Here is a 21,810-nt window from a genome sequence, read left to right as displayed (position 1 = left end):
AGGAAAAACGATGGCTAAAAAACAGTTGCCAACGATTTTGGATACACGCATTGAAGCCAAATCCAATCTATTCTGTATTGAATCGGTTGATTTGCGCTTTTCTAATGGTGTAGAACGTACCTATGAACGAATGAAACCAAGCGGTCGTCATGCTGTCATGATGGTGCCTGTAACAGAGCAAGGTGATTTACTTTTGGTTCGTGAATATGCTGTTGGAACCGAAAGTTACGAGCTTGGTTTTCCAAAAGGATTGATTGATCCAGGAGAGACCCCGTTAGAAGCGGCAAATCGAGAGCTAAAAGAAGAGATTGGTTTTGGTGCAAAAGTACTCACACCATTGAAAGAAATTGTATTAGCCCCTTCTTATTTCTCAAGCAAAATGACATTAATTCTGGCTCAAGATTTATATCCAGAGCGATTAGAAGGTGATGAGCCTGAGCCTTTAGATGTAGTTAGATGGCCTTTAGCTCAAGCATCTGAGTTATTGCATCATCTTGATTTTTCAGAGGCAAGATGCATTACCGCACTATTACTTGCTCAACAATTTTTAGCTAAGGAGTAATATTGATGGATTCTACACTTTCTCACCTTATCCCTGAGGTGATCAATATTGCACGTGCATCGGGTCAACTTATTCTCGATATATACGAGAAAGGAGATTTCGAAGAGTTCATTAAATCAGATGAAACTCCAGTGACCAGTGCCGATCTTGCCGCTCATAAATTAATTATCGAAAAACTTTCTCAATTAACACCAGATATTCCTATCCTTTCTGAAGAAGATGCAGGGATATCTTTAGAGCAACGAGCTCAATGGGAACGTTATTGGCTCGTTGACCCTCTTGATGGTACGCAAGAGTTCATCGCGCGCAGTGGTGATTTTGCTACGATTATTGCTTTAGTTGAAAATAATCGTCCGGTAATGGGAGTTGTGTATGGTCCTGTTTCAGGTGTTACATACTACGCTTATGAAGGGAAAGGGGCGTGGAAAATTCCTGATATGGATGAAAGTGTTCGTATTAGTACGTTAAAGCATGAAGATGAAAAACAGCCAATTGCGATAGCGATCAGTCGACGTCAAGATATCAATAACATAACACGTTGTATGAGCTCTGATTGGAATTACGATTTGGTTCCATTGGGGTCAGCTGCGCTTAAAGCCTGTTTGGTCGCAGAAGGTGCAGTGGATTGTTATTTACGATTAGGTCCAACTGGTGAATGGGATACCGCAGCAACGCAGTGTATTGTTCAAGAGGCGGGAGGTCGCATCTTATCTACAGAGCTTGAACCACTGTCTTATAATGAACGAGAGTCATTAGAAAATCCGAATTTTATTGTTCTCGGTGACGAAAATTTACCGTGGAATAAAATTCTTACATGTAAATAATTAGACCAAATCTTGATAAATTGATTATTAAGATTGCTATAATTTGACTACGATACTCGAAAATTATTTCTTTTCAGAGTACAATCCTTAATCATACTAAATTAGTCAGGTATTACTTGTGTCTTCAATCAATATTACTGAAAGTGCCCAAGAGCATTTTGCAAAACTTCTAGCACAGCAGCCAGAAGGGACAAACATCCGTGTATTCGTGGTTAATCCGGGTACTCAAAACGCAGAGTGTGGCGTATCTTACTGTCCACCAGAAGCAGTAGAAGCGAATGATACTGAGCTGAAGTTTGAAAAATTATCAGCATACGTTGATGAGTTAAGCCTACCATTCCTTGAAGATGCTGACATTGATTATGTTACTGACAAGATGGGTTCTCAGCTTACTCTTAAAGCACCTAATGCGAAAATGCGTAAAGTAGCCGATGATGCACCATTATTTGAACGTGTTGAATACGCAATTCAAACTCAAGTTAACCCACAATTAGCTGGTCACGGTGGCCATGTTAGCCTGATGGAAATTAACGATGAAGGTGTTGCTATCGTTCAGTTCGGTGGTGGTTGTAATGGTTGTTCAATGGTTGATGTGACACTAAAAGAAGGCATCGAAAAAGAACTATTGGTTCAATTCGAAGGCGAATTAACAGCAGTTAAAGATTTAACTGAGCATGATCGTGGTGAGCACTCTTACTACTAATTGTAAGTTTAATTGCAATAAAGAAAAGGTGAGTAGTTACTCACCTTTTTTGTATCTGCTATTTATGAGAAGGGAATTATTTACGCATTCGAGTAAATGTCTCGTTCCCCTAACCAACGTAAAATAATGGCTTTCGCATTTTGTGGGTAGTTATCGTGTAGGTGACGAGCAATGCGTTGTACTTCTGGTATTAGGTGTTGGTCTCGAACTAAATCAGCAATTTTAAAGTCAGCTAAACCTGTTTGCTTGGTTCCAAGCAATTCACCTGGCCCTCGAATTTCTAAATCACGTTGGGCAATCACAAAGCCATCATTACTCTCTCGTAAAACACTTAAGCGTTTTTGTGCGGTCTTTGATAATGGCGAGTGATATAAGAGTACACAGTGACTTGCAACAGAACCTCGGCCCACACGCCCACGTAATTGGTGCAGCTGTGCTAACCCTAAGCGCTCAGGGTTCTCAATGATCATTAAACTTGAGTTAGGCACATCTACCCCCACTTCGATAACCGTAGTAGCCACTAACAAATGCAGGTTCCCTTCTTTAAATTCCTGCATTATTTGCTGTTTTTCTTTTGGTTTCATTCTGCCGTGCACTAAACCAATGTTTAGTTCGGGTAGTTGTAGGCGTAACGCTTCTGCGGTGTCTGAAGCGGCTTGGGCTTCTAATACTTCGGAATCATCAATAAGAGTACAAACCCAGTAGGCTTGTCTACCATCGTTCATACACGCACTACGAACTTTGTTTACTATCTCATCACGACGTGTATCTGGAACCGCTATCGTTTGAATCGGTGTTCTACCCGGAGGAAGCTCATCAATAACAGAGGTTTCTAAGTCAGCATAAGCCGTCATGGCTAGCGTTCTAGGTATCGGTGTCGCTGTCATGATTAATTGATGTGGATAGGCTCCATTTTTTTGGCCTTTTTCACGCAGTTCTAAGCGTTGATCAACACCAAAACGATGTTGTTCATCAATAATAACCAGAGCAAGATGATGGAACTCTACATTTTGTTGAAACAGTGCGTGAGTACCCACTATCATTTTCGCCTCGCCACTGGCTATGCGTTCTAATTCTTTTTCTTTCGCTTTACCTGTTAGTTTACCTGCAAGCCAACCAACAGTAATTCCCATCGATTCAAACCAATGTGCAAAGTTAGCGGCGTGTTGTTCTGCGAGTAATTCCGTCGGAGCCATTAAAGCGACTTGATAGCCATGTTCGATAGCCTGTACCGCTGCTAATGCTGCAACTAAGGTTTTACCTGAACCTACATCACCTTGTACTAATCGCATCATTGGGTGAGGTTTTGCTAAATCTTGTTCGATCTCAGCGACAACACGTTGTTGGGCGTTAGTTGGAGTAAAAGGAAGCTGTGCTAATAGTTTTTGCTTTAAGTTAGTTAGTGTTGCTAATGGTAACGCATCTTCTTGTTGTCCTTTACTGCGAACAGACAACATAGATAAATTTTGAGCCAACAACTCTTCCATAATGAGGCGTTGTTGAGCAGGATGTTTACCTTCATCAAATGCATCAAGGTTTATTGATGGATCTGGACGATGAATAATATGAAGCGCTTGATTAAGGGTGATTTGGTTATTGTATAAACCTTGTGGTAAAAGCTCAGTAACCGCAGCTTTATCTAATAACTCTAAGGCTTGGTCAGTTAGGCTACGTAATGTATTTTGACGTAATCCGTCCGTTGTTGGGTAGACAGGCGTTAAGCTTGCTTCAATTTCAAGTGGCTGGGATGGCACATGAAATTGATATTCAGGATGAACAATTTCTAAACCACTGCCTCCACGTTTAATTTCGCCATAAGCATGAACGAGTTTGCCTTCACTAAAGCTGTTTTTCATGCCCGCATTAAAATTAAAAAAGCGTAGGGTAATAGTGCCATTTCCATCACTGATTTTTACCAGTAACATTTTTCTTTTGCCAAATTGCATATCGCAAGACATGACTTTGCCTTGCACTGCGGCAAACAAACCAGAGTGAACACGTGCCATTGGATATACACGTGTTCGATCTTCATAGCGTAATGGGAGGTGGAAAAGTAAATCTTGAATGGAGACCAATCCTATTTTTTCGAGCTTTTCTGCGACTTTTGCTCCCACACCAGCAAGAGAGGTTAATGGAATGGCAGAAAGCATGGTATTGGTCATAAGTGGTTCCCTAGTATTTCTTTAATCTCGCTTTAAGGCAAAGTGATGAAATTTACGCCCTTGATAAGTCATTATACCTTTATCTCCTGGATTTAGAGCATGAAAATAATGGACGCCGACTTCAAATTCTCGTTTTGGTCCAAATCGTCCTTTTTGTACATAAATCCAAAATTCCTGATCTTCTTCTCCGGGTTGAGTGTCTGGGATTTCAACTATTTGCTTATCTAAAATAGTTACTTCGGCCGTCATCTCAGGGGCATTTTCTCCTAAGATATATTTGCTTTGGAAGCGTTTAAATAAAAATGCCGCAGCAAAAATAAAGATAAGTAACAAAATAATATAAGTAACAGGCATGATTTTCCTTAAACGTGCAAGTAAATACATAAGTTCATCATTATTCTACTCTTTATAGAAAGATAGATAAGGAGTATTTATCGAGTTTGTGCGGGTTTTCTAGTTATTTTATGTATCTTTTCTTTAGAAGTAGAAATCAAGAGACGAACTGAGATCTAGCTCGAACATTATCTTAAAATTATCCCCTATTATTTTACTGTGTACTAAAGATAATAATCTGAAGGATCAGAAAGAGAAACTCGCATTTGCATGGTATAAAGTAGAAAGAGATTTCAGAGTCAAAGATTAGGAGAGTGATATGTCTGATATTGATCTTGTTGTGAAGCAAAGTCGTAAAATTGAATCTTTATTAAAGACACATTATCACGCAGAAGGAAAAGGACTTCATCAGCTTATTAGTAGTTGTGAGGAACGTCTTCCTCATGAAGTGATTAAGAAATTACACTTTATTGCAACTATGCGAAACAAAGTTGTGCACGAAGAAGGGTATAAGTTAGAAGATAAATCCGCTTTCAAAGCTACGTGTAAAGAAATGAATGATATTTTGACCCCAAGAGCCAGTCGATTTTTATGGAAATTGGTGGGGGGGATCGTATTGATTGCTACCTTGATATCTTTAGCTATCTATATGATTCATTGGGAAAATATTAAGCATTTATTTTAAGTGCTATATTTTAGATATAAAAAAACGGACGCAAATGCGTCCGTTTTTTTATATGAACTTATTTGAATGTAGATTAGTACATCATTGGCAGAGTCATTAGTCCAACAACTACTGCGATCATCATAAGTCCTTGTTTTTGCGATGAAGTAATCATTACTATGCTCCTCTAATGTCATCTATCATTGCTTGACAAATAGAATAACACCGTTTTTGGTTATTGATCAAGCACTGATTGCTCTAAAGCTTAAAAAAATAACTTTTCTATGACAATAGTGCCCATTACCTCCTTGGTTAAGGTGTGTTTTTGTCTGTTGTTATTGTGGTTTTTTGTGTTTAATTCATGTTAACTTGATTTAAGCCGTTGATTTTGCTTGTTTTAATTGGGTTTTTTATGGTTTGTTTATTAATCACCTATTTTAGTTGTGATTTTAGAGTTTAGGTGCGATATCTTGCTCTACTTTCAATTTTGCCTTTTTTATTGCTTCAATATGATCGGCTTTTAAGTGACTTTTATATCATTAGATTCTAAAGAGCATATTTTTCTAATAAAAAATCATATTACACTGGTTATAAGTTACTTTTATATATATGAAAAATTAATATATACATCATTTAACTTGTTGTATTTGTTGTGTTTTATCTTTTGTTTTTATGTTTTTTATCTTGTCGATAAAATAGTCTTTTTTAATATGGGCTATTCTTTTAGTTGTTTTGGCTTACTATTGCTTTCTATGAGCTATTTATCGATAAAAATAGAAAGCATAAAGCTAACCGTTGTTATCTGGTATGCTAAGACGGTCTTTAATAAATGATGAGAAAGTGAAATGAAACAAGATATCCATGGTCATGTTGTTTTAAATATTCTTATTGATTCTAAAGAGCCGTTACCACGCGCTCAATTGGAAGAGAAAATAGAGAGTGAATTTGGTTCTGAGGTTTGTTTTCATACTTGTAGCCAACAAGATTTAACGTTGGCTGAGTTGCTTGATTTTTTACTATCTAAAAAGAAGATTGTCGCAACGGAAGAAGGGCTTACAGCAAACCCTGAGCGCATGTGTCACCATTAATTATATTGGTGTAAATAAAAAGGTCGCATATAGCGACCTTTTTATTTGAAAGTGATGGTTTAGATTAAATATGGCTGAAGTAGCTCATGATGCCGTCTAAGAACATTTGTACCGATATCATAAGTAATAGCATACCCATTAAGCGTTCTATTGCTGCTAACCCTTTCTCACCAACCACGCGTTGGAATATTTCAGAAAACATTAAAATAACAGTTGTTGCTGACCATGCACCTAATAAAGCAAGGCTCCAATCAAGCATACGATCTGGCTCTTGGTGAGCTAAAAGTAATAATGTAGCAAGAATTGAAGGACCAGCAATCATAGGGATTGCAAGTGGTACAATTAAAGGTTCATCGCCAGCACCTAAACTTGCTCCTAATCCTCCCTCTGGTGGGAAAATCATTTTTAAGCCAATTAAGAATAAGATAATGGCACCAGAAATAGATACCGCTTCTTTTTTAAGGCTTAAGAAATTCAGGATTTGCTCCCCCATAAACAGAAATGCCATCATAATTGCCAAGGCAATAAGTAGCTCTCTGATTAAAATTATACGTCTACGCTTTTTTTCTACGTGTTTAAGAATGGCTGTAAATACAGGTAAGTTACCCATAGGGTCCATTATTAGAAAAAGCATGACAGCGGCAGAAAGCGTATCCATAAATGTGTACCAAGATTAAAGTTCAGAAGAATATCGGCAATGGTAGCATAGATACCCATTAAAAATGAGTTGAAGAGGTGGAGTCGTAGTATAAAAAAAGGAGCTGAGCGCTCCTTTTAAAATAATCTATTTATAGTGGGTGTTTTACATCATGTGTTTTTTTCTGATGTCTAATAAAGCAAATACACCAAAGATGAGTATTGACCACTTTTCCCAACGGCTCATTGATATTTTATCGCCAAAAGCGCCAATAAAGATAAGCATCTGCAAACCATGCATCATAAATAAAAATGCAGTCATGATGTAAAGAGCAATGGCTGCTTTACCTGGAAATGGCATAAAGAAATTTAAAATTAAAATAAACCACACAAAGGCAATGGCCGCTTTAGCAAGAATGATCAATCCTTTCATCTATTCCTCTCTTTCATATAATTTGAAGGTAACTTGTCCTGCGGTTTTGTCTTTGCTTAGATGCCAATGGGCAGGAACAGGCAATGAGCTTAACTCTTTTTCTGCTTCAATGTATATCATAGCGTTTGCCGCTAACCATCCATTATTTTCTAATTTTGTTAAGGTTTCTTCTAATAAATCTTTTCTAAATGGAGGATCAATAAAGACAACATCAAATGGAGTTGCAGCTTGATTTAAAAACGTCAATGCATCGGTATGATGAATTTCGATATTATCTGCTTTTAAACTCTCTGCATTTTGTTTAAGTTGTGCATGAGCTTGTTTATTTAACTCAAGCATTACTACGTGTTCAGCACCACGAGAAGCGGCTTCAAAACCTAAACCGCCGCTACCAGAAAAAAGATCCAAACAACGAGCTCGAGGAATATCAGGTGCTAACCAGTTAAAAACAGTCTCTTTTACACGGTCCGTGGTTGGTCGTAACCCTTCTGCATCATGTACTGGAAGTTTGCGTCCGCGCCAGCGTCCACTGATAATACGAATGCTTCCTGAGCGACCATTTGTGCCAGAAGTGCGAGGTGAGTGTTGTTTACGTTTAACCATAGATTTTTTGACCGCTCAGAAAGTGATAGTATACGAGAAAATTGTACCAATTTAATTCTAGGATTTCCCAATGACAGGCAAAAAGAAACGCGGATTATTGTCTTGGTTAGGTTTTGGTGATGAAGAAAAAGCCGAACAACCAGCAGTAGAACAACAATCAGTAGAAGAAAATGCAGAAACGCTTTCTCAGGCTCCATCTAAAGATGATAGTGCCGTAGAGAGTGTAGTGGAAGATGCAGAGCTTGAACAGCCTAAAGAAAGTGAGAAAGTAACGGTACAAGCTGAAGAAACGACAGAAGCGGAAGAAGTTGTTACTGAGAAAGAACCTGAAGCAGAATTAGAGGCTGAGCCTGTAATTAAAGTCGAAGAAGTTCAAGAAAAACCAACCGAAAGCTTCTTTGCTCGCTTAAAGCGTAGTTTGCAACGCACAAAAGAGAATATTGGTGCAGGATTCTTTGGTTTATTTAGCGGTAAAAAAATTGATGATGAACTGTTTGAAGAGCTTGAAGAGCAGTTATTAATTGCCGATGTGGGAATGGACACGACAGTTAGAATTATTGATAGTCTAACTGAAAAAGCGAGTAAGCAAGATCTTAAAGATGGTGAAGCATTATATGGTTTACTAAAAGAAGAAATGGCTGAAATCTTAGCTAAAGTTGAACAACCTCTGGAAATTGATGAAAAAAATATGCCACACGTGATTTTAATGGTTGGCGTAAATGGTGTTGGTAAAACAACAACGATCGGTAAGTTAGCAAAACAATTCCAAAATGAAGGTAAGTCGGTCATGTTGGCGGCGGGCGATACGTTCCGTGCAGCGGCTGTTGAGCAACTTCAGGTTTGGGGTCAGCGTAATGATGTTCCTGTGATTGCTCAACATACTGGAGCTGATAGTGCGTCTGTTATTTATGATGCGATTGAAGCTGCACGAGCACGTAAAGTTGATGTTGTTATTGCTGATACTGCAGGTCGTCTCCAAAATAAGAGTAACTTAATGGAGGAATTGCGTAAAATTGTTCGTGTAATGAAGAAAATTGACCCATCAGCACCGCATGAGATCATGTTAACTTTAGATGCGGGTACGGGCCAAAATGCCATTAGCCAAGCTAAATTGTTCAGTGATGTTGCTCCAGTAACTGGAATTACATTAACGAAATTGGACGGTACAGCAAAAGGTGGTGTTATTTTCTCTATTGCGGATCAATTCCAAATTCCAATCCGTTTTATCGGTGTCGGTGAAGGCATTGATGATTTACGTCCATTTGTGGCGCAAGATTTTATTGAAGCATTATTTAGTCGTGAGGAATAGCGCGTGATTCGATTTCAGCAAGTGTCGAAAGCCTATCGAGGTGGTCGTCCAGCATTACAAAAAGTAAACTTTCATTTAAATAGAGGTGAAATGGCTTTTTTGAGTGGTCATTCAGGGGCTGGTAAAAGTACGTTGTTGAAACTGATCTGTGCAATTGAACGTCCAAGTGATGGCAAGATCTTATTTAATGGTCATGATATTACAAAAATTTCGAATCAAGATATTCCATTTTTACGTCGTAATATCGGTATCGTTTTTCAAGATCATAAATTACTGATGAATCGTACTGTTTTCGATAATGTTGCATTACCAATGCGCGTTGAATCAGTACGAGAAAATGATATTAAGCGCCGAGTCTCGGCAGCATTAGATAAAACTGGGTTATTAGATAAAGCAAAAAGTTACCCTATGCAATTGTCTGGTGGTGAACAACAACGTGTGGGTATTGCTCGTGCGGTTGTAAATAAACCTATGTTGTTATTGGCTGATGAACCGACAGGTAACTTAGATCCACAGTTATCTCGTCAGGTGTTTAATCTTTTTGCTGAATTTAATCGTGTGGGAGTAAGCGTATTAATGGCTTCTCATGATTTATCATTAATTGGTGGTAATAAGTACCGTCGTTTTGATTTACACCAAGGGTGTTTACGCGAGGTTGCTGATCATGGCTAAGCGTAAACCTAAAAATACTCAAGGTGCATCAAATGACGGTTTCTGGGCTACTCATAAAAAACAAGCCAAGCTTTCTTTTCAAGAACTATTACGTCGTCCTTTAGGTAATATGCTGACATTAGCGGTGATTGCTATGTCATTAACCTTACCTTCAAGTATGTACTTAATTGGTAAAAACTTAACGATTGTCGCTTCAAAATGGCAAGCGCCTTCGCAAGTCAGTTTGTACTTACAACAAGATGTTGCAGAAACGAAAGTTCAAACCTTAAAGAGCGAGCTAGAACGCTGGAAAGAGATTGAAGCTGTTCAATACATCTCTCCACAAGAGGGGTTAAAAGAGCTGAGTGAGCATTCAGGTTTTGAGCAAGCACTAACACTATTAGATAGCAATCCGTTACCCGCAGTGTTAATTGTTTCACCGAAAACAGAGTGGCAAGGTACAGAACAAGTAAACCAGCTCGTTAATCGTTTGAAGCAGCAATCTTATGTAAACGAAGTTCGTTTGGATGATGATTGGTTAGCTCGATTGGATGCCATTAAACACGTAGCTGTCGTAGTCGCAACGACATTGGCTATTCTAATGTTTGTTGCTGTCTTTTTGATTGTAGGTAATACATTACGTTTTAATGTATTAGAGCAAAAAGATGAAATCCAAGTAATGAAATTAGTTGGTGCAACCAATACTTTTATCTTACGCCCTTATTTATACACGGGTATGTGGTTTGGTCTATTAGGTGGTTTTGTTGCTTGGCTATTAACTGCAATTATTACGGTTACTCTAAATGGAGCGGTAGATAATGTGGCTGTACTTTACGATAGTATCTTTCGTTTAGTTGGTTTAACGTGGGATGAGAGTTTGCTATTGCTTATGTTATCGTCATTTTTAGGTCTACTAGCGGCTCGAATTTCAGTGTTGCGTCATTTAAAAGAAATTGAACCGGTATAAAAGAAAACGATCTTTGTTTTAAATAAGATCTTAAGCCGCTAATTGATTGAATTAGCGGCTTTTTTGTTTTTGTTTTGTTAAAAACTGAACTTACTTAACAGAAATTAGTCAATAAAGTGTGGATAATTTTCCGCCTTTCACTTGCAGTCTGTTTACTTTAAGTACATTATTGCAAGGTTAAGTTAAGTAATACCAAGATATAAATGGGGATTTGAATGTCGAAAGAAATGTATTCAATGGCTGTCGTTTCACAAGATAGTATCGATAGCTATCTACGATCTGTTAATAGTTACCCAATGTTAACTGTGGCAGAGGAACGTGAGCTAGCGGAGCGTTTACACTACAAAGAAGAAATAGAGGCAGCGAAAGAGCTGATCCTATCTCATCTTCGTTTCGTCGTACATGTTGCCCGTGGTTATTCAGGTTACGGCCTACCTTTAGCGGATCTTATTCAAGAAGGTAACGTAGGCTTAATGAAAGCAGTAAAACGTTTTAACCCTGAAGTAGGTGTGCGTTTAGTGTCTTTTGCTGTGCACTGGATTAAAGCTGAAATTCATGAATACGTATTGAGAAACTGGCGTATTGTGAAGGTAGCAACGACCAAAGCACAACGTAAATTGTTTTTTAATTTAAGAAAGAATAAAAAACGTTTAGGTTGGTTTAACAACGGTGAAGTTGAAGCGGTTGCAAAAGATCTTGGTGTTGCACCGTCTGAAGTTAGAGAGATGGAAGCACGACTTGCTGCTCAAGACTCAACGTTTGAAGCTCCTGCAGAAGATGACGACCGTGATATGGCGTTTACTGCACCAGTTTACTATCTAGAAGATAAGCAATCAGATGTTGCTTACTCTTTAGAAGAAGATAACTGGGAAGATTATACAAATAATCGTTTAGCAAATGCGATTGCGACGTTAGATGAGCGTAGTCAGCATATTGTTCAATCTCGTTGGTTAGCTGATGAGAAAGCGACACTGCAAGAGTTAGCGGATACTTATCAAGTATCGGCGGAGCGTATTCGTCAACTTGAGAAGAATGCGATGAAAAAATTGAAGGATGCCGTTGGCGACGTTCTTTAATTACAATAAGAATTTTAAAGAAGGCTGAACTTGAAAGAGTTCAGCCTTTTTTTATACCTAAATGTAATAGAAACGTCAGTAATTGAGTGGAATATCTAATCTAACCGTATTGGTATGATCAAGAGTTTGATTAATTCGATGGATTATAATAAAAATATCTTGTGTATAAGTAGGGAGTTATCTGTTTAGATCTTGATTGAATTTAGTAAAACCTAGATAACACGATAGCTTAGCAACAGAATTTATATCCACACTTTAAAAAGGATCTTTACTACATGTAGTGGATCACTTTTTCATAAACTACTTTATCAACGTAATTCACAGCTTTCTCCACAGGTGAGTAAAAATTAAACAACTAAAAATAGCCTAAAAAAATGTGTGGATAATAACTATGTGGATAACTTTGTTTAACCCTTACGTACTCTGTGTTTTTCTTGTGGTTAATCGAGAGTACAATAAATAAAAAATAGAGAGAAAGGCTCATAATGGATCAGTTTCAACATATATCAGTAGTAGACGCTCAGGAAAAGTTAAAGCAGCAAGATCTTAATGCTGTATTGGTAGATATTAGGGATCCACAATCCTTCATTAGAGGGCATGTAGAAAATGCATTTCATTTAACGAACGACACGATCGTTGAATTAATGAATGAGGTTGATTTTGAACAGCCGGTGTTGGTTATGTGCTATCACGGACATAGTAGCCAAGGTGCAGCTCAGTATTTAGTGAATCAAGGCTATGAAGAAGTTTATAGTGTTGATGGTGGATTTGAAGGTTGGCATAAAGCAGGGTTACCTGTGGAGAAATAAAAGCATATGCAAAGATTAATCGCATTATCAAACCCCAGAGCAGGACAGGCATTTATTGATTATATGGCATCAAGACATATCGATATCAGAATGATGCCTGAAGGAGATGGGCAGTTTGCTTTATGGGTTGTTTCTGATGATGCTTATTTACTGGAAGTCGAATCAGAATTACAGGCATTTTTACGTAACCCTAATGATGTTAAATACCAATCAGCATCATGGGATATGGCGGATACACGAACGGCAAAATTTGCATATGGTTCGCCTAATCTCATCAAAATGATCAAAGCGAAAGCCGGGATCTTTACGTTGTCGATTATGCTTGTGTGTATTGTGATTTTTGCTTTGCAGCAATTAGGTTGGAATAACTCGATTTTCCAAGCATTACACTTTCCTGCCTATCAAGGACAAAGTGTTGAAGTATGGCGCTGGTTCTCACATGCATTGCTGCACTTTTCTGCGACACACATAATTTTTAACTTGTTGTGGTGGTGGCAGTTAGGTGGGGATATTGAATTACGATTAGGTCGCACTAAGTTAGTACAACTGTTTTTATTTTCTGCACTGTTTTCTGGTTTAGGTCAGTTCTGGGTAGAAGGTGCTAATTTTGGTGGGCTATCTGGTGTGGTGTATGCGCTACTTGGTTATTCTTGGTTTATTGGCTGGCTAGCGCCAGAGAGAGGCGTTTCAGTTTCTAAACCTATAGTTGGTTTTATGCTTGTTTGGCTAGTTCTTGGTTATGTACAACCTTTTATGGCCATTGCAAATACTGCACATTTAGCCGGTTTAATTACGGGATGTGTGATTGCAGGTATTGATAGTCGCTTTAAAAGATCTTCATTGAGTTAAAAAAAATGAGCGAGGTAATGATTACCTCGCTCATTCTATATCGACACAGATAAATGAAAATATCTGGTACCAAATGGTTATTGGTAGATGTATTTGGTAAACAGTAAATCAACGGCTAACGTTTTTCCTGTCTCTGCAAGCAACAGTTCATTAATTGCAGTTAAACACTCTTTTCTAATTTCTTCACGACCCGCAAGGGATTTAATTCTTTGTTCTGGTTGTTGTCCTAATACTTCAACTAATGCGTTTCGGATCTGTGGGTTGTGACGCTCTAATTGCGGTAAATCTCGGTTATCTGCAACAAGAATATCTACTCGAATTTGGATGTAACCTAGCTTTTTTCCTGTTGTTACAAAATTCGTTGTTAAATCTGGTGCCAGTGTAAAGTAGCCCATTTGAGGAGCGACTTCTTCTTCTGCGTGGATCGCAGGAGAGAATATTTGGCTAATAATCAGCAGTAACCCTGCAAATAATGATTTCTTTGTCATTTTCTAATCCATTCATCAGTCAATTTATTTTATTACTTGATACAATAGTCGGCAGTTGTGAGAAAAAATTAACTACAATCTTTCAATATAAGCAATATATGTGAAAGATGTTATAGAGAATATGTCAGATATCAATTCTTGGTGTGCTTCTGTACTAAAAAGAGTGCAGTGGCAAGAGGCCGATACATTTGAGTGTTGTAACGATCTGCAGCGTTATTGGTTGCTAGGATTAGATTCACTATCACGTCGTTTAGAGCAACATTGCCATGTGTTATCGGTATCGGTATTGGATAATACCCATGTGAACCCAAATAAATTAACCGTAGAAGAGAAAGATCTTCTTAGCGGAGAAGTGTGTTTGCGTCGAAAAGTTATCTTAAAAGGCGATCAGCAGTCATGGGTTTATGGTAGAACATTAATTCCGTTATCATCATTGCAAGATCAACCGCATGATTTAACTCGTCAAGGTCATACACCTCTAGGTATTACTGTATTTAGTGCTCAAAGTGCACATAGAGATAAATTACAAGTAGGAAAAATAATGACAGAAAGAGGAGAGTTGTTTGCTCGTCGTTCTCGATTATGGATGAATAATAAACCCATGCTAGTTGCAGAGTTATTTTTACCAGAAGCACCCATTTATTCAAAGGAAGTGGAATCATGAATATGTCAAAAGCAGAGGCGTTTTGGCAATTGACCCGAATGAATCGTCCAATTGGTTCTCTATTACTTTTATGGCCAACATTATGGGCTTTATTTTTAGCAGCCGATGGATTACCTGATTGGCATGTACTTATTGTATTTGTATTAGGTGTAATTTTTATGCGTTCTGCGGGGTGCGTGATTAATGATTTTGCGGACCGTAAAGTGGATGGTCATGTAAAACGAACGGCTAATCGTCCATTGCCTTCTGGAGTTATCTCTTCAAAAGAAGCGTTGTCTCTTTTTGCTGTTTTGGTTGTGTGTTCTTTTCTTCTTGTTTTAACCATGAACACCTTAACGATTATGCTATCTGGTATCGGTATTGTTCTTGCCATTGCTTACCCTTTTATGAAACGAGTGACGTATCTCCCTCAGTTTGTACTTGGACTAGCATTTAGCTGGGCAATTCCAATGGCATACGCAGCAGAATCAAATCAGGTACCACCTGAAGCGTGGTTACTGTTTGTGATTAATGCATTGTGGACGATCGCCTACGATACACAGTATGCAATGGTGGACAGAGATGATGATGTAAAGATTGGTATTAAATCAACAGCCATTTTGTTTGGACGCTATGATAAAACGATTATCGGTTTATTGCAGTTATCGGTATTGGCATTATTGATCGTATTAGGCTCTCAATTAGCGCTTTCTGGTATTTATTATTGGGGAATATTAGCGGCTGCTGGATTTTTTGTGTATCAGCAATGGTTAATAAAAGGACGTGAAAGGGAAGCTTGCTTTAAAGCGTTTTTAAATAATAACTATGTCGGTGGACTGATTTTTATTGCTATCAGTGCAAGTGTGTTATACCAATCGTAGTCAATAACTGATCGCTCTAGCTTGTTAAAATGTTCGATAATTACGTTAGAACTTTTGATTGTAGAATAACTACTTATCGAAAAATTCTGCCTTGTTCTCAAGCATTTTTTCTTCGCTATTTCTGCTCACTTACTTACTGTGATTGATATTAATTTAAAGTGTTGTTTTAAAAGAAAAGCCAGTATGACTAATATCATACTGGCTTTTTTGTATTTAAAGAAAGGGACGTTAAATTAGTCTTCTTTTGTCATTACTGCATGAATCGTTAGCTTAATTTCAGGAGTAAGAAGGTGTGCGATATCTTGCGATAACGGTTCAACTTTACTTAACACTGCTGCGCCATCTTCATCAAGGTATCCTTCTGTTTTTAGAGTATTAAACAGAATGCAGAATACACCTTTATCAAAGAACTCAGGTGCGTTGATACCATGTAGACGACTTAAACGTTGAGCCATGATTTGGCTTTGCTCTTCTAATTCATCTTTGCCCAAATCTGGTGATGCTTGAAGATGCGTTAGTGCGATAGCATAGCGCTGTAGAGTTTCTGAAATGGTATGAGCAAGTAAATGCAATTTGCGAATATTTGTATTACACAGTTGCAGTGTATCACCATCACGTAAAATCAGATTTTGTTGAACTAATTCATCAATATGATTATTTACTATAGAGGTCAATTCTTCCTCTTTGTAATGTAAGAACAATTCCGCTTTTAGGAAAGGATAAATTAATTTTATCTGGTCCTGAATTTGTTCTACGGTAATCGTGTCATGGTGAACGACGAGTTTTGCAATCAATGATGGTAGTGCAAATAGATGGATAATGTTATTTCGATAGTAAGTCATCAGTAGAGACTGGTTACGATCTAATGAAACAATCTCACCTAGCGTATCTTTCTCAATAACAAACTTATCCAGCTTAATGGCATGTTCTAGTAAAGCGTCAGCATCTTCACTTGGAACAGTTGCCGTTGCTGAGTATGGAACATTACGTAGAATTTGCAGGTAACAATCTAATTGTTCAGTTAAGTCTTCCTTACTTAGTGCTCGTTGGTTTGCAGCAAGTAAAGCGGTTGCACATAATGTTAATGCGTTAGCTGCCGCTGCATCATTAATATGTGTCATCATCTTATTAGCGATGCCGTTTACGACTGGTGTCATCCATTCTGGTTTCTGTGGTTCAATCGGGTTGATCGATTCAGACCAATTTGGAGCATGCTCATTTAAGTAATGGTTTAATGAGATAGGCTCACCAAAGTTAACGTAACCTTGTCCGAAATTACGTAGTTTGCGTAGTGTACGTAATACCTGACCTGCATTTTCTTTTTCTTTACGTTTACCACGCAGCTCTTTTGCGTAAGTGGTTACTTCCATTACGTGTTCATAACCAATATAAACAGGTACTAAGGTAACTGGGCGGTTTAAGCCACGTAGCATTGCTTGTACCGTCATTGCTAACATACCTGTTTTCGCTTGTAATAAACGACCGGTACGTGAACGTCCACCTTCACTGAAGTATTCAACTGAGTATCCTTTTGCAAAAAGCTCAGCTAAATATTCACGGAAGATGGTTGAGTACAGGCGATTACCTTTAAAGCTACGACGAATAAAGAAAGCACCACCGCGACGGAAAATAGGACCCGCAGGGAAGAAGTTTAAGTTAATGCCTGCAGCAATATGTGGTGGAACTAAACCTTCATGGTATAAAACATAAGAAAGGAGTAGGTAATCCATGTGACTACGATGACAAGGAACATAAACAATCTCATGGCCTTCTTGTGCTAATTTACGCACAGTAGAAGCGTTATTGATGTTTAATCCCTGATATAAACGGTTCCATAACCATTTTAAAATACGGTTGCCATTTTTAATTAGAGAATAAGAGAAGTTGGTAGCGATTTCTTCCATGATACCCATGGCTTCTTTACGCACTTTCTCTACATCGACATTTCGACTTTTTGCTTCTTCTAAAATGACTTTCTCAATCGCTTGTGATTTTAATAAGCGATTAAATAACGCTTGGCGATTAGGTAGGTTAGGACCTGATGCCGCTAATTTTTGGCGAGAAAAGTGTATTTTTGCAACACGCGCTAATTTATGTGCAATGGCTTCATCAGAGCCGTGGTTATCAGCCATGTAACGTAAAGATACCACTGGGCTAATACGAACGGTTGAGTCTCGTCCTGCTTTTATTAACGTGACAAATTTTTGAGGTCCGTTAAGTGGCATTAAGTGAGGTTTACTTGTACCTTCTTTACCTGGCTTTCTTCCCCACAAAATAGAGGTAGGGATCAGTTGGAAATCAGCGTCTGGATTATCAGCATGGTGCTTTAATACAATCTTAAATAGGTCTAACGACTCTTGTGGAAGATCGTCATCAGTATCGAACATTTTTGGTCCGATAGAAGTAAATACATAGCGTGGGTATTTTACGCCTTCAATCTCGATAGGAGATAGAGGGTCAGGCAAACCAAGTTCTAGGGCACTTTTTTGTAGTGTAAGTAAATCCACATGTGAACGAAATGGTAGTGCGTAAATAATTGGGCGCTCAAGATCAATGTTTAAATCTTCAATAGGATTCGATGGAATCGAGCTACTCTTCACCATTACCGATAGTGGTAACTTTAGTAAAGAATGATAAATAGTGTGTCCTGTAGACATAATGACAATAACGCCTTAGTTATGTACCGAGCAGTCGGCCGTATAATAGATGCTTACAATTTCAGGCAAGAATAGCAGAACTGGTCAAACCTTTTAATAGGGATGAACAGAATATCCGCAATTGTATGAGTCATATGACAGAAAAGTAAGCGATTTTGTCTTATTTTTAATCAATAGGTCTTTCAAAGCATAGCACAGCTGTATATACTCACAGTGAACTGTATAAACAGACAGGTGATTTATGAAGCCGCTAACGGCAAGACAGCAAGAAGTCTTTGATCTTATCAAAGCAAAAATTGATGATACTGGCATGCCACCAACACGTGCAGAAATTGCTCGTGAGTTGGGATTTCGTTCAGCGAATGCGGCGGAAGAGCACTTAAAGGCATTAGCTCGTAAGCAGGTGATAGAAATTATTCCTGGTGCATCTCGTGGAATACGTATTTTACTGCAAGATGCAGATCATCATGATGAAGAACTGGGTGTTCCACTCATTGGTCAAGTTGCAGCAGGAGAGCCTATTCTTGCTCAAGAGCATGTTGAGAGCCACTATAAAGTTGATCCTGGAATGTTTAAGCCACAAGCTGATTTCTTATTACGCGTGAACGGCGAAAGCATGAAAGACATTGGAATTATGGATGGTGATTTACTTGCGGTTCATAAAACTCAAGACGTTCGCGATGGCCAAGTCGTTGTTGCGCGTGTTGATGATGATGTAACGGTAAAACGCTTAGAGCGTAAAGGCTCTATGGTATTTCTTCATGCCGAAAATGAAGAATTTTCACCAATTGAAGTGGATTTAACTTCTCAAAGTTTAAGTATTGAAGGTCTTGCTGTTGGCGTGATCAGAAGTACAACTTGGATGTAATTACAATCTAATCATCTAGATTGACATTATATAATCATCATTATCGCTTGTTTAGCTGAAATAAATCTTTACAAGTGGTAATGATAGTTATTATCATTTAATCCTATTCACTAAGGATGATGATAATGACGAACCTCGGCCATAAAATTCCTTCACGTTTATTACAACCTCTTTGGTTAAGAAGCCGTGAAAGTATGATCGACAATGGGCTCATTTATGACCCTATTGCTGCAGCGGCTTGTCAGCGCTGTCACCTTTCTGCTGAATGTCTCTCTGGAGATATAGATCAAAAACAGCTTCTTCATGCAACACTGACGGTTCAGTGTGATCAGCAAGTTTCTAAATTTCTAAAATCAAATCCATCTGGCTGGGTTGTCAATGTTGGCGCAGGCTTAGATACGCGTTTTTATCGTTTAGATAATGGACGTTGTCATTGGCTTGAACTTGATATTAATGAAAATTTGCTTTGGCGCCAAAAACTCTTCCATACCAATGAACGATATTATTTACGTTGCGGCTCTGTTGGTGACGATCATTGGATTGATGAGCTGCCTGTACCTAATAATGTGCCTGTCATGATTGTGTGTGAGCAAGCTTTGTTAGATTGCACTAAAACTCAGCTATCTAAATTTATTCAACTGCTTGGTCGTCGTTTTAATCATGCAGAAGCGTTATTCGTTGTTGCAGGGGATCGCTGTAATACCATCATAGGCAAAAAGCTTGGGAGTGTTGAATACCGACATGGTTTACATCAACCGAAGCTTGATTTTACTGGATGGTTACCATGGATTGAAAATCTATCCGTTACTTCACCTATAGAGCATAACTGTACTCGTTGGAAGGCATGGCAGCGTTGGTTGGTTAAGTTCCCATTATTTAAGCACCGGGTTACTCCTTTGCTGATCCATATGAATTGGTAATGATACTTGTCTTATTTGAATGGGTGTTTCTATTTAATGACAAGAGTATGAATTGAAGGGTACAGGGTTTAGGATCATAAGAAAGTAAGCAATAATGTGGCTACTTTTTTTTATCGGTACTCCCTATGTGGAATTCATTAAGAAACCTTTCATTACATCGGCAAGTGCTAGCATTAGCCATTCCGATGGTGCTATCAAATATCACTATTCCTTTATTAGGGTTAATTGATGCTGCTGTTATTGGACATTTAGAGCATGCTTGGTATTTAGGTGGTGTAGCGGTGGGCGGCACAATGATCAGTGTGACGTTTTGGTTATTGGGTTTTCTTCGCATGGCAACCACAGGATTAACCGCTCAAGCTTATGGTGCAGAAAATAAAAATGCGTTGAGTCAGACGTTTTCTCAAGGTATTTTTCTTGCTCTGTGCTTCTCTTTTATTTTACTGCTTTTTCATCAGCCACTTTCTCAGATCATTTTTTCATTCAGTGACGCTTCTGTTGAAGTGAAGCACTATGCCGAGCAATATTTTTCTATTCGTATATGGAGTGCGCCAGCAGCATTAAGTAATTTAGTTATTATGGGCTGGTTACTGGGTACGCAAAATGCTCGTTATCCTATGTGGCTAGTTATCATAACCAATAGCATTAATATTATTCTCGATCTTTTATTTGTGGTTGGTTTTCATTGGAAAGTTGAAGGTGCGGCACTTGCTTCCGTCATTGCCGATTATTCTTCATTAGTAATCGGTTTGTGGTTTGTCTTAAAGCAGAGTAATAAGCTCGTATTACCTAGCTTTATTATGTCTCTATCTGATTTATTATCGGGTTTTAAGCGTCTCTTGAATTTAAATCGAGATATATTCTTACGTTCTCTGTGCTTACAAGCTTGCTTTACTTTTATGACGTTTCAAGGAGCATCATTAGGTGTAGATATTGTTGCTGCAAATGCAGTATTAATGAGCTTCTTAATGATGATTTCTTATGGTATGGATGGGTTTGCTTATGCAATGGAGGCAATGGTAGGAAAGGCGATTGGAGCAAAAAGTAGAACTCAGCTAGCGGATTCTCTTATTGGTACGACTTTTTGGAGTTTAGTGATAAGTAGCTTACTCAGTTTGGTATTTGGTGTATTTGGTTATCAGTTAATCGCAATGATATCTTCAATTGAAGATGTGCAAAAAACAGCGTTGATTTATTTGCCTTGGTTAATTGCTATGCCATTGGTATCAATGTGGTGTTTCTTGTTGGATGGTATTTTTGTTGGAGCAACCAAAGGCTCTGAGATGAGAAATTCCATGTTTATCGCCATGATAACCTTCTTCTCTGTTTGGTGGTTAATGCAAGATAGCGGAAATCATGCGCTTTGGGCTGCTATGATTTCATTTATGGCAATGCGTGGTTTGAGTTTGGCTGTGACATTCTATTATCAATGGAAAAAAGCAATTTTCCTATCATAGGCCAAATGCATTACCTAATTGATCGCTATACAAAAAAAGGGCTGCAGTATGCAGTAATGCCAGTCAGTTAAGCTGACTGGCATTTTTTTTATTTATTGCATATTTCTTGGGTTTCAGTTTCACCCAACGAGGATAACTTCTATCTTCTCTTCGAGGTGGTAGGATAAACATGGATATTTGCTGTAGTAATACTTCATAATGTTTAGGTAGCTTCCCTGGACTCCTTA

23 protein-coding genes are annotated in these 21,810 nt (G+C 38.2%); 16 read left to right on the top strand and 7 right to left on the bottom strand.

All coding sequences use genetic code 11. The features are described 5' to 3' along the window. Nucleotides 1-10 precede the first annotated feature (10 nt). The 3 genes from nudE (at nt 11) to nfuA (ending at nt 2,089) form a co-directional block, all read left to right on the top strand. Complete coding sequence (nudE, locus tag HC728_RS14560; RefSeq protein ID WP_017018495.1) at nt 11-562, top strand: ADP compounds hydrolase NudE; 552 nt, start codon at nt 11-13, stop codon at nt 560-562. 5 nt (nt 563-567) lie between these two features. After that, nucleotides 568-1,386 (top strand): 3'(2'),5'-bisphosphate nucleotidase CysQ, encoded by an 819-nt coding sequence (cysQ, locus tag HC728_RS14555; RefSeq protein WP_012534365.1) that lies wholly within the window; start codon nt 568-570, stop codon nt 1,384-1,386. A gap of 118 nt (nt 1,387-1,504) precedes the next feature. Continuing rightward, the gene (gene nfuA / locus HC728_RS14550; RefSeq protein ID WP_005421395.1) at nt 1,505-2,089 is read left to right on the top strand and encodes a Fe-S biogenesis protein NfuA; all 585 of its coding nucleotides are present in this window, start codon (nt 1,505-1,507) and stop codon (nt 2,087-2,089) included. Nucleotides 2,090-2,169: 80 nt separating this feature from the next. Here nfuA and recG read toward each other — a convergent pair whose 3' ends face one another. Next, complete coding sequence (gene recG / locus HC728_RS14545; RefSeq protein WP_017018494.1) at nt 2,170-4,251, bottom strand: ATP-dependent DNA helicase RecG; 2,082 nt, start codon at nt 4,249-4,251, stop codon at nt 2,170-2,172. Nucleotides 4,252-4,272: 21 nt separating this feature from the next. Beyond that, nucleotides 4,273-4,605, bottom strand: a complete 333-nt coding sequence (locus HC728_RS14540) for a DUF2500 domain-containing protein (protein WP_005421391.1) — start codon at nt 4,603-4,605, stop codon at nt 4,273-4,275. 298 nt (nt 4,606-4,903) lie between these two features. Here HC728_RS14540 and HC728_RS14535 point away from each other — a divergent pair, with 298 nt between their 5' ends. After that, the gene (locus tag HC728_RS14535; protein ID WP_065597922.1) at nt 4,904-5,269 is read left to right on the top strand and encodes a DUF4145 domain-containing protein; all 366 of its coding nucleotides are present in this window, start codon (nt 4,904-4,906) and stop codon (nt 5,267-5,269) included. Between the two features lie 824 nt (nt 5,270-6,093). After that, nucleotides 6,094-6,336: a YecH family metal-binding protein gene (locus HC728_RS14530; RefSeq protein WP_011262818.1), complete on the top strand. Its 243-nt coding sequence runs from the start codon at nt 6,094-6,096 to the stop codon at nt 6,334-6,336. Between the two features lie 64 nt (nt 6,337-6,400). On the opposite strand, the gene HC728_RS14525 is transcribed toward HC728_RS14530, so the two are convergent. From HC728_RS14525 to rsmD, 3 genes are all read right to left on the bottom strand, one after another. Then, a complete protein-coding gene (locus tag HC728_RS14525; RefSeq protein ID WP_005421385.1) occupies nt 6,401-6,994 on the bottom strand; it encodes a YhgN family NAAT transporter in 594 nt (197 codons plus the stop codon). 144 nt (nt 6,995-7,138) lie between these two features. Beyond that, nucleotides 7,139-7,405, bottom strand: coding sequence for a DUF1145 domain-containing protein (locus HC728_RS14520; protein WP_005421383.1), 267 nt, complete (start codon nt 7,403-7,405; stop codon nt 7,139-7,141). Next, complete coding sequence (gene rsmD, locus HC728_RS14515; protein ID WP_012534366.1) at nt 7,406-8,008, bottom strand: 16S rRNA (guanine(966)-N(2))-methyltransferase RsmD; 603 nt, start codon at nt 8,006-8,008, stop codon at nt 7,406-7,408. It lies immediately after the preceding gene. Nucleotides 8,009-8,078: 70 nt separating this feature from the next. Between rsmD and ftsY the strand changes: the two genes are divergently transcribed. The 6 genes from ftsY to glpG all read left to right on the top strand — a co-directional run bounded on the left by ftsY (nt 8,079) and on the right by glpG (nt 13,669). Then, on the top strand, nt 8,079-9,317 hold the full coding sequence (gene ftsY, locus HC728_RS14510; RefSeq protein ID WP_012534380.1) for a signal recognition particle-docking protein FtsY: 1,239 nt from the start codon (nt 8,079-8,081) through the stop codon (nt 9,315-9,317). Nucleotides 9,318-9,320: 3 nt separating this feature from the next. Then, nucleotides 9,321-9,989 (top strand): cell division ATP-binding protein FtsE, encoded by a 669-nt coding sequence (gene ftsE, locus HC728_RS14505; protein WP_005421376.1) that lies wholly within the window; start codon nt 9,321-9,323, stop codon nt 9,987-9,989. Then, nucleotides 9,982-10,935 (top strand): permease-like cell division protein FtsX, encoded by a 954-nt coding sequence (gene ftsX / locus HC728_RS14500; RefSeq protein ID WP_005421374.1) that lies wholly within the window; start codon nt 9,982-9,984, stop codon nt 10,933-10,935. Before ftsE ends, ftsX begins: the two co-directional genes overlap by 8 nt. A gap of 215 nt (nt 10,936-11,150) precedes the next feature. After that, entirely contained in the window at nt 11,151-12,011 is an 861-nt protein-coding gene (gene rpoH, locus HC728_RS14495) for an RNA polymerase sigma factor RpoH (RefSeq protein WP_005421372.1), read from the top strand. Between the two features lie 485 nt (nt 12,012-12,496). Next, nucleotides 12,497-12,820 (top strand): thiosulfate sulfurtransferase GlpE, encoded by a 324-nt coding sequence (gene glpE / locus HC728_RS14490; protein ID WP_012534374.1) that lies wholly within the window; start codon nt 12,497-12,499, stop codon nt 12,818-12,820. 6 nt (nt 12,821-12,826) lie between these two features. Then, nucleotides 12,827-13,669: a rhomboid family intramembrane serine protease GlpG gene (glpG, locus tag HC728_RS14485; protein WP_012534343.1), complete on the top strand. Its 843-nt coding sequence runs from the start codon at nt 12,827-12,829 to the stop codon at nt 13,667-13,669. A gap of 77 nt (nt 13,670-13,746) precedes the next feature. Here glpG and HC728_RS14480 read toward each other — a convergent pair whose 3' ends face one another. Further along, complete coding sequence (locus HC728_RS14480; protein ID WP_005421359.1) at nt 13,747-14,157, bottom strand: flagellar basal body-associated protein FliL; 411 nt, start codon at nt 14,155-14,157, stop codon at nt 13,747-13,749. 121 nt (nt 14,158-14,278) lie between these two features. Between HC728_RS14480 and HC728_RS14475 the strand changes: the two genes are divergently transcribed. Next, nucleotides 14,279-14,821: a chorismate lyase gene (locus HC728_RS14475; protein ID WP_054775828.1), complete on the top strand. Its 543-nt coding sequence runs from the start codon at nt 14,279-14,281 to the stop codon at nt 14,819-14,821. Further along, on the top strand, nt 14,818-15,681 hold the full coding sequence (gene ubiA, locus HC728_RS14470; protein ID WP_054775829.1) for a 4-hydroxybenzoate octaprenyltransferase: 864 nt from the start codon (nt 14,818-14,820) through the stop codon (nt 15,679-15,681). The genes HC728_RS14475 and ubiA overlap by 4 nt, the downstream gene beginning before the upstream one ends. Nucleotides 15,682-15,914: 233 nt before the next feature. On the opposite strand, the gene plsB is transcribed toward ubiA, so the two are convergent. Next, on the bottom strand, nt 15,915-18,338 hold the full coding sequence (plsB, locus tag HC728_RS14465) for a glycerol-3-phosphate 1-O-acyltransferase PlsB (RefSeq protein WP_190395690.1): 2,424 nt from the start codon (nt 18,336-18,338) through the stop codon (nt 15,915-15,917). Between the two features lie 241 nt (nt 18,339-18,579). Here plsB and lexA point away from each other — a divergent pair, with 241 nt between their 5' ends. The 3 genes from lexA to dinF all read left to right on the top strand — a co-directional run bounded on the left by lexA (nt 18,580) and on the right by dinF (nt 21,583). Further along, on the top strand, nt 18,580-19,206 hold the full coding sequence (lexA, locus tag HC728_RS14460) for a transcriptional repressor LexA (RefSeq protein WP_005421350.1): 627 nt from the start codon (nt 18,580-18,582) through the stop codon (nt 19,204-19,206). A gap of 125 nt (nt 19,207-19,331) precedes the next feature. After that, on the top strand, nt 19,332-20,126 hold the full coding sequence (locus HC728_RS14455; RefSeq protein ID WP_017019518.1) for a class I SAM-dependent methyltransferase: 795 nt from the start codon (nt 19,332-19,334) through the stop codon (nt 20,124-20,126). Between the two features lie 125 nt (nt 20,127-20,251). Beyond that, nucleotides 20,252-21,583: an MATE family efflux transporter DinF gene (gene dinF / locus HC728_RS14450; protein WP_017019517.1), complete on the top strand. Its 1,332-nt coding sequence runs from the start codon at nt 20,252-20,254 to the stop codon at nt 21,581-21,583. The last annotated feature ends 227 nt before the right edge of the window (nt 21,584-21,810 follow it).

This window comes from Aliivibrio sp. S10_S31, assembly GCF_014694495.1.
In the GTDB taxonomy this organism is placed as follows: Bacteria; Pseudomonadota; Gammaproteobacteria; order Enterobacterales; family Vibrionaceae; genus Aliivibrio; species Aliivibrio fischeri.
The sequence above is the reverse complement of the archived record's forward strand: the minus strand, read 5'-3'. Positions and strand labels throughout refer to the sequence as shown.

What these genes read in the sequence shown, in the direction of transcription:
- HC728_RS14520 (WP_005421383.1), bottom strand. Translation starts at nt 7,405, where the DNA reads ATGAAAGGATTGATCATTCTTGCTAAAGCGGCCATTGCCTTTGTGTGG.
- HC728_RS14525 (WP_005421385.1), bottom strand. Translation starts at nt 6,994, where the DNA reads ATGGATACGCTTTCTGCCGCTGTCATGCTTTTTCTAATAATGGACCCT.
- ubiA (WP_054775829.1), top strand. Translation starts at nt 14,818, where the DNA reads ATGAATATGTCAAAAGCAGAGGCGTTTTGGCAATTGACCCGAATGAAT.
- HC728_RS14535 (WP_065597922.1), top strand. Translation starts at nt 4,904, where the DNA reads ATGTCTGATATTGATCTTGTTGTGAAGCAAAGTCGTAAAATTGAATCT.
- HC728_RS14530 (WP_011262818.1), top strand. Translation starts at nt 6,094, where the DNA reads ATGAAACAAGATATCCATGGTCATGTTGTTTTAAATATTCTTATTGAT.
- cysQ (WP_012534365.1), top strand. Translation starts at nt 568, where the DNA reads ATGGATTCTACACTTTCTCACCTTATCCCTGAGGTGATCAATATTGCA.
- rsmD (WP_012534366.1), bottom strand. Translation starts at nt 8,008, where the DNA reads ATGGTTAAACGTAAACAACACTCACCTCGCACTTCTGGCACAAATGGT.
- dinF (WP_017019517.1), top strand. Translation starts at nt 20,252, where the DNA reads ATGTGGAATTCATTAAGAAACCTTTCATTACATCGGCAAGTGCTAGCA.
- plsB (WP_190395690.1), bottom strand. Translation starts at nt 18,338, where the DNA reads ATGTCTACAGGACACACTATTTATCATTCTTTACTAAAGTTACCACTA.
- ftsX (WP_005421374.1), top strand. Translation starts at nt 9,982, where the DNA reads ATGGCTAAGCGTAAACCTAAAAATACTCAAGGTGCATCAAATGACGGT.
- rpoH (WP_005421372.1), top strand. Translation starts at nt 11,151, where the DNA reads ATGTCGAAAGAAATGTATTCAATGGCTGTCGTTTCACAAGATAGTATC.
- HC728_RS14455 (WP_017019518.1), top strand. Translation starts at nt 19,332, where the DNA reads ATGACGAACCTCGGCCATAAAATTCCTTCACGTTTATTACAACCTCTT.
- glpG (WP_012534343.1), top strand. Translation starts at nt 12,827, where the DNA reads ATGCAAAGATTAATCGCATTATCAAACCCCAGAGCAGGACAGGCATTT.
- HC728_RS14480 (WP_005421359.1), bottom strand. Translation starts at nt 14,157, where the DNA reads ATGACAAAGAAATCATTATTTGCAGGGTTACTGCTGATTATTAGCCAA.
- glpE (WP_012534374.1), top strand. Translation starts at nt 12,497, where the DNA reads ATGGATCAGTTTCAACATATATCAGTAGTAGACGCTCAGGAAAAGTTA.
- recG (WP_017018494.1), bottom strand. Translation starts at nt 4,251, where the DNA reads ATGACCAATACCATGCTTTCTGCCATTCCATTAACCTCTCTTGCTGGT.
- HC728_RS14475 (WP_054775828.1), top strand. Translation starts at nt 14,279, where the DNA reads ATGTCAGATATCAATTCTTGGTGTGCTTCTGTACTAAAAAGAGTGCAG.
- HC728_RS14540 (WP_005421391.1), bottom strand. Translation starts at nt 4,605, where the DNA reads ATGCCTGTTACTTATATTATTTTGTTACTTATCTTTATTTTTGCTGCG.
- nudE (WP_017018495.1), top strand. Translation starts at nt 11, where the DNA reads ATGGCTAAAAAACAGTTGCCAACGATTTTGGATACACGCATTGAAGCC.
- lexA (WP_005421350.1), top strand. Translation starts at nt 18,580, where the DNA reads ATGAAGCCGCTAACGGCAAGACAGCAAGAAGTCTTTGATCTTATCAAA.
- ftsY (WP_012534380.1), top strand. Translation starts at nt 8,079, where the DNA reads ATGACAGGCAAAAAGAAACGCGGATTATTGTCTTGGTTAGGTTTTGGT.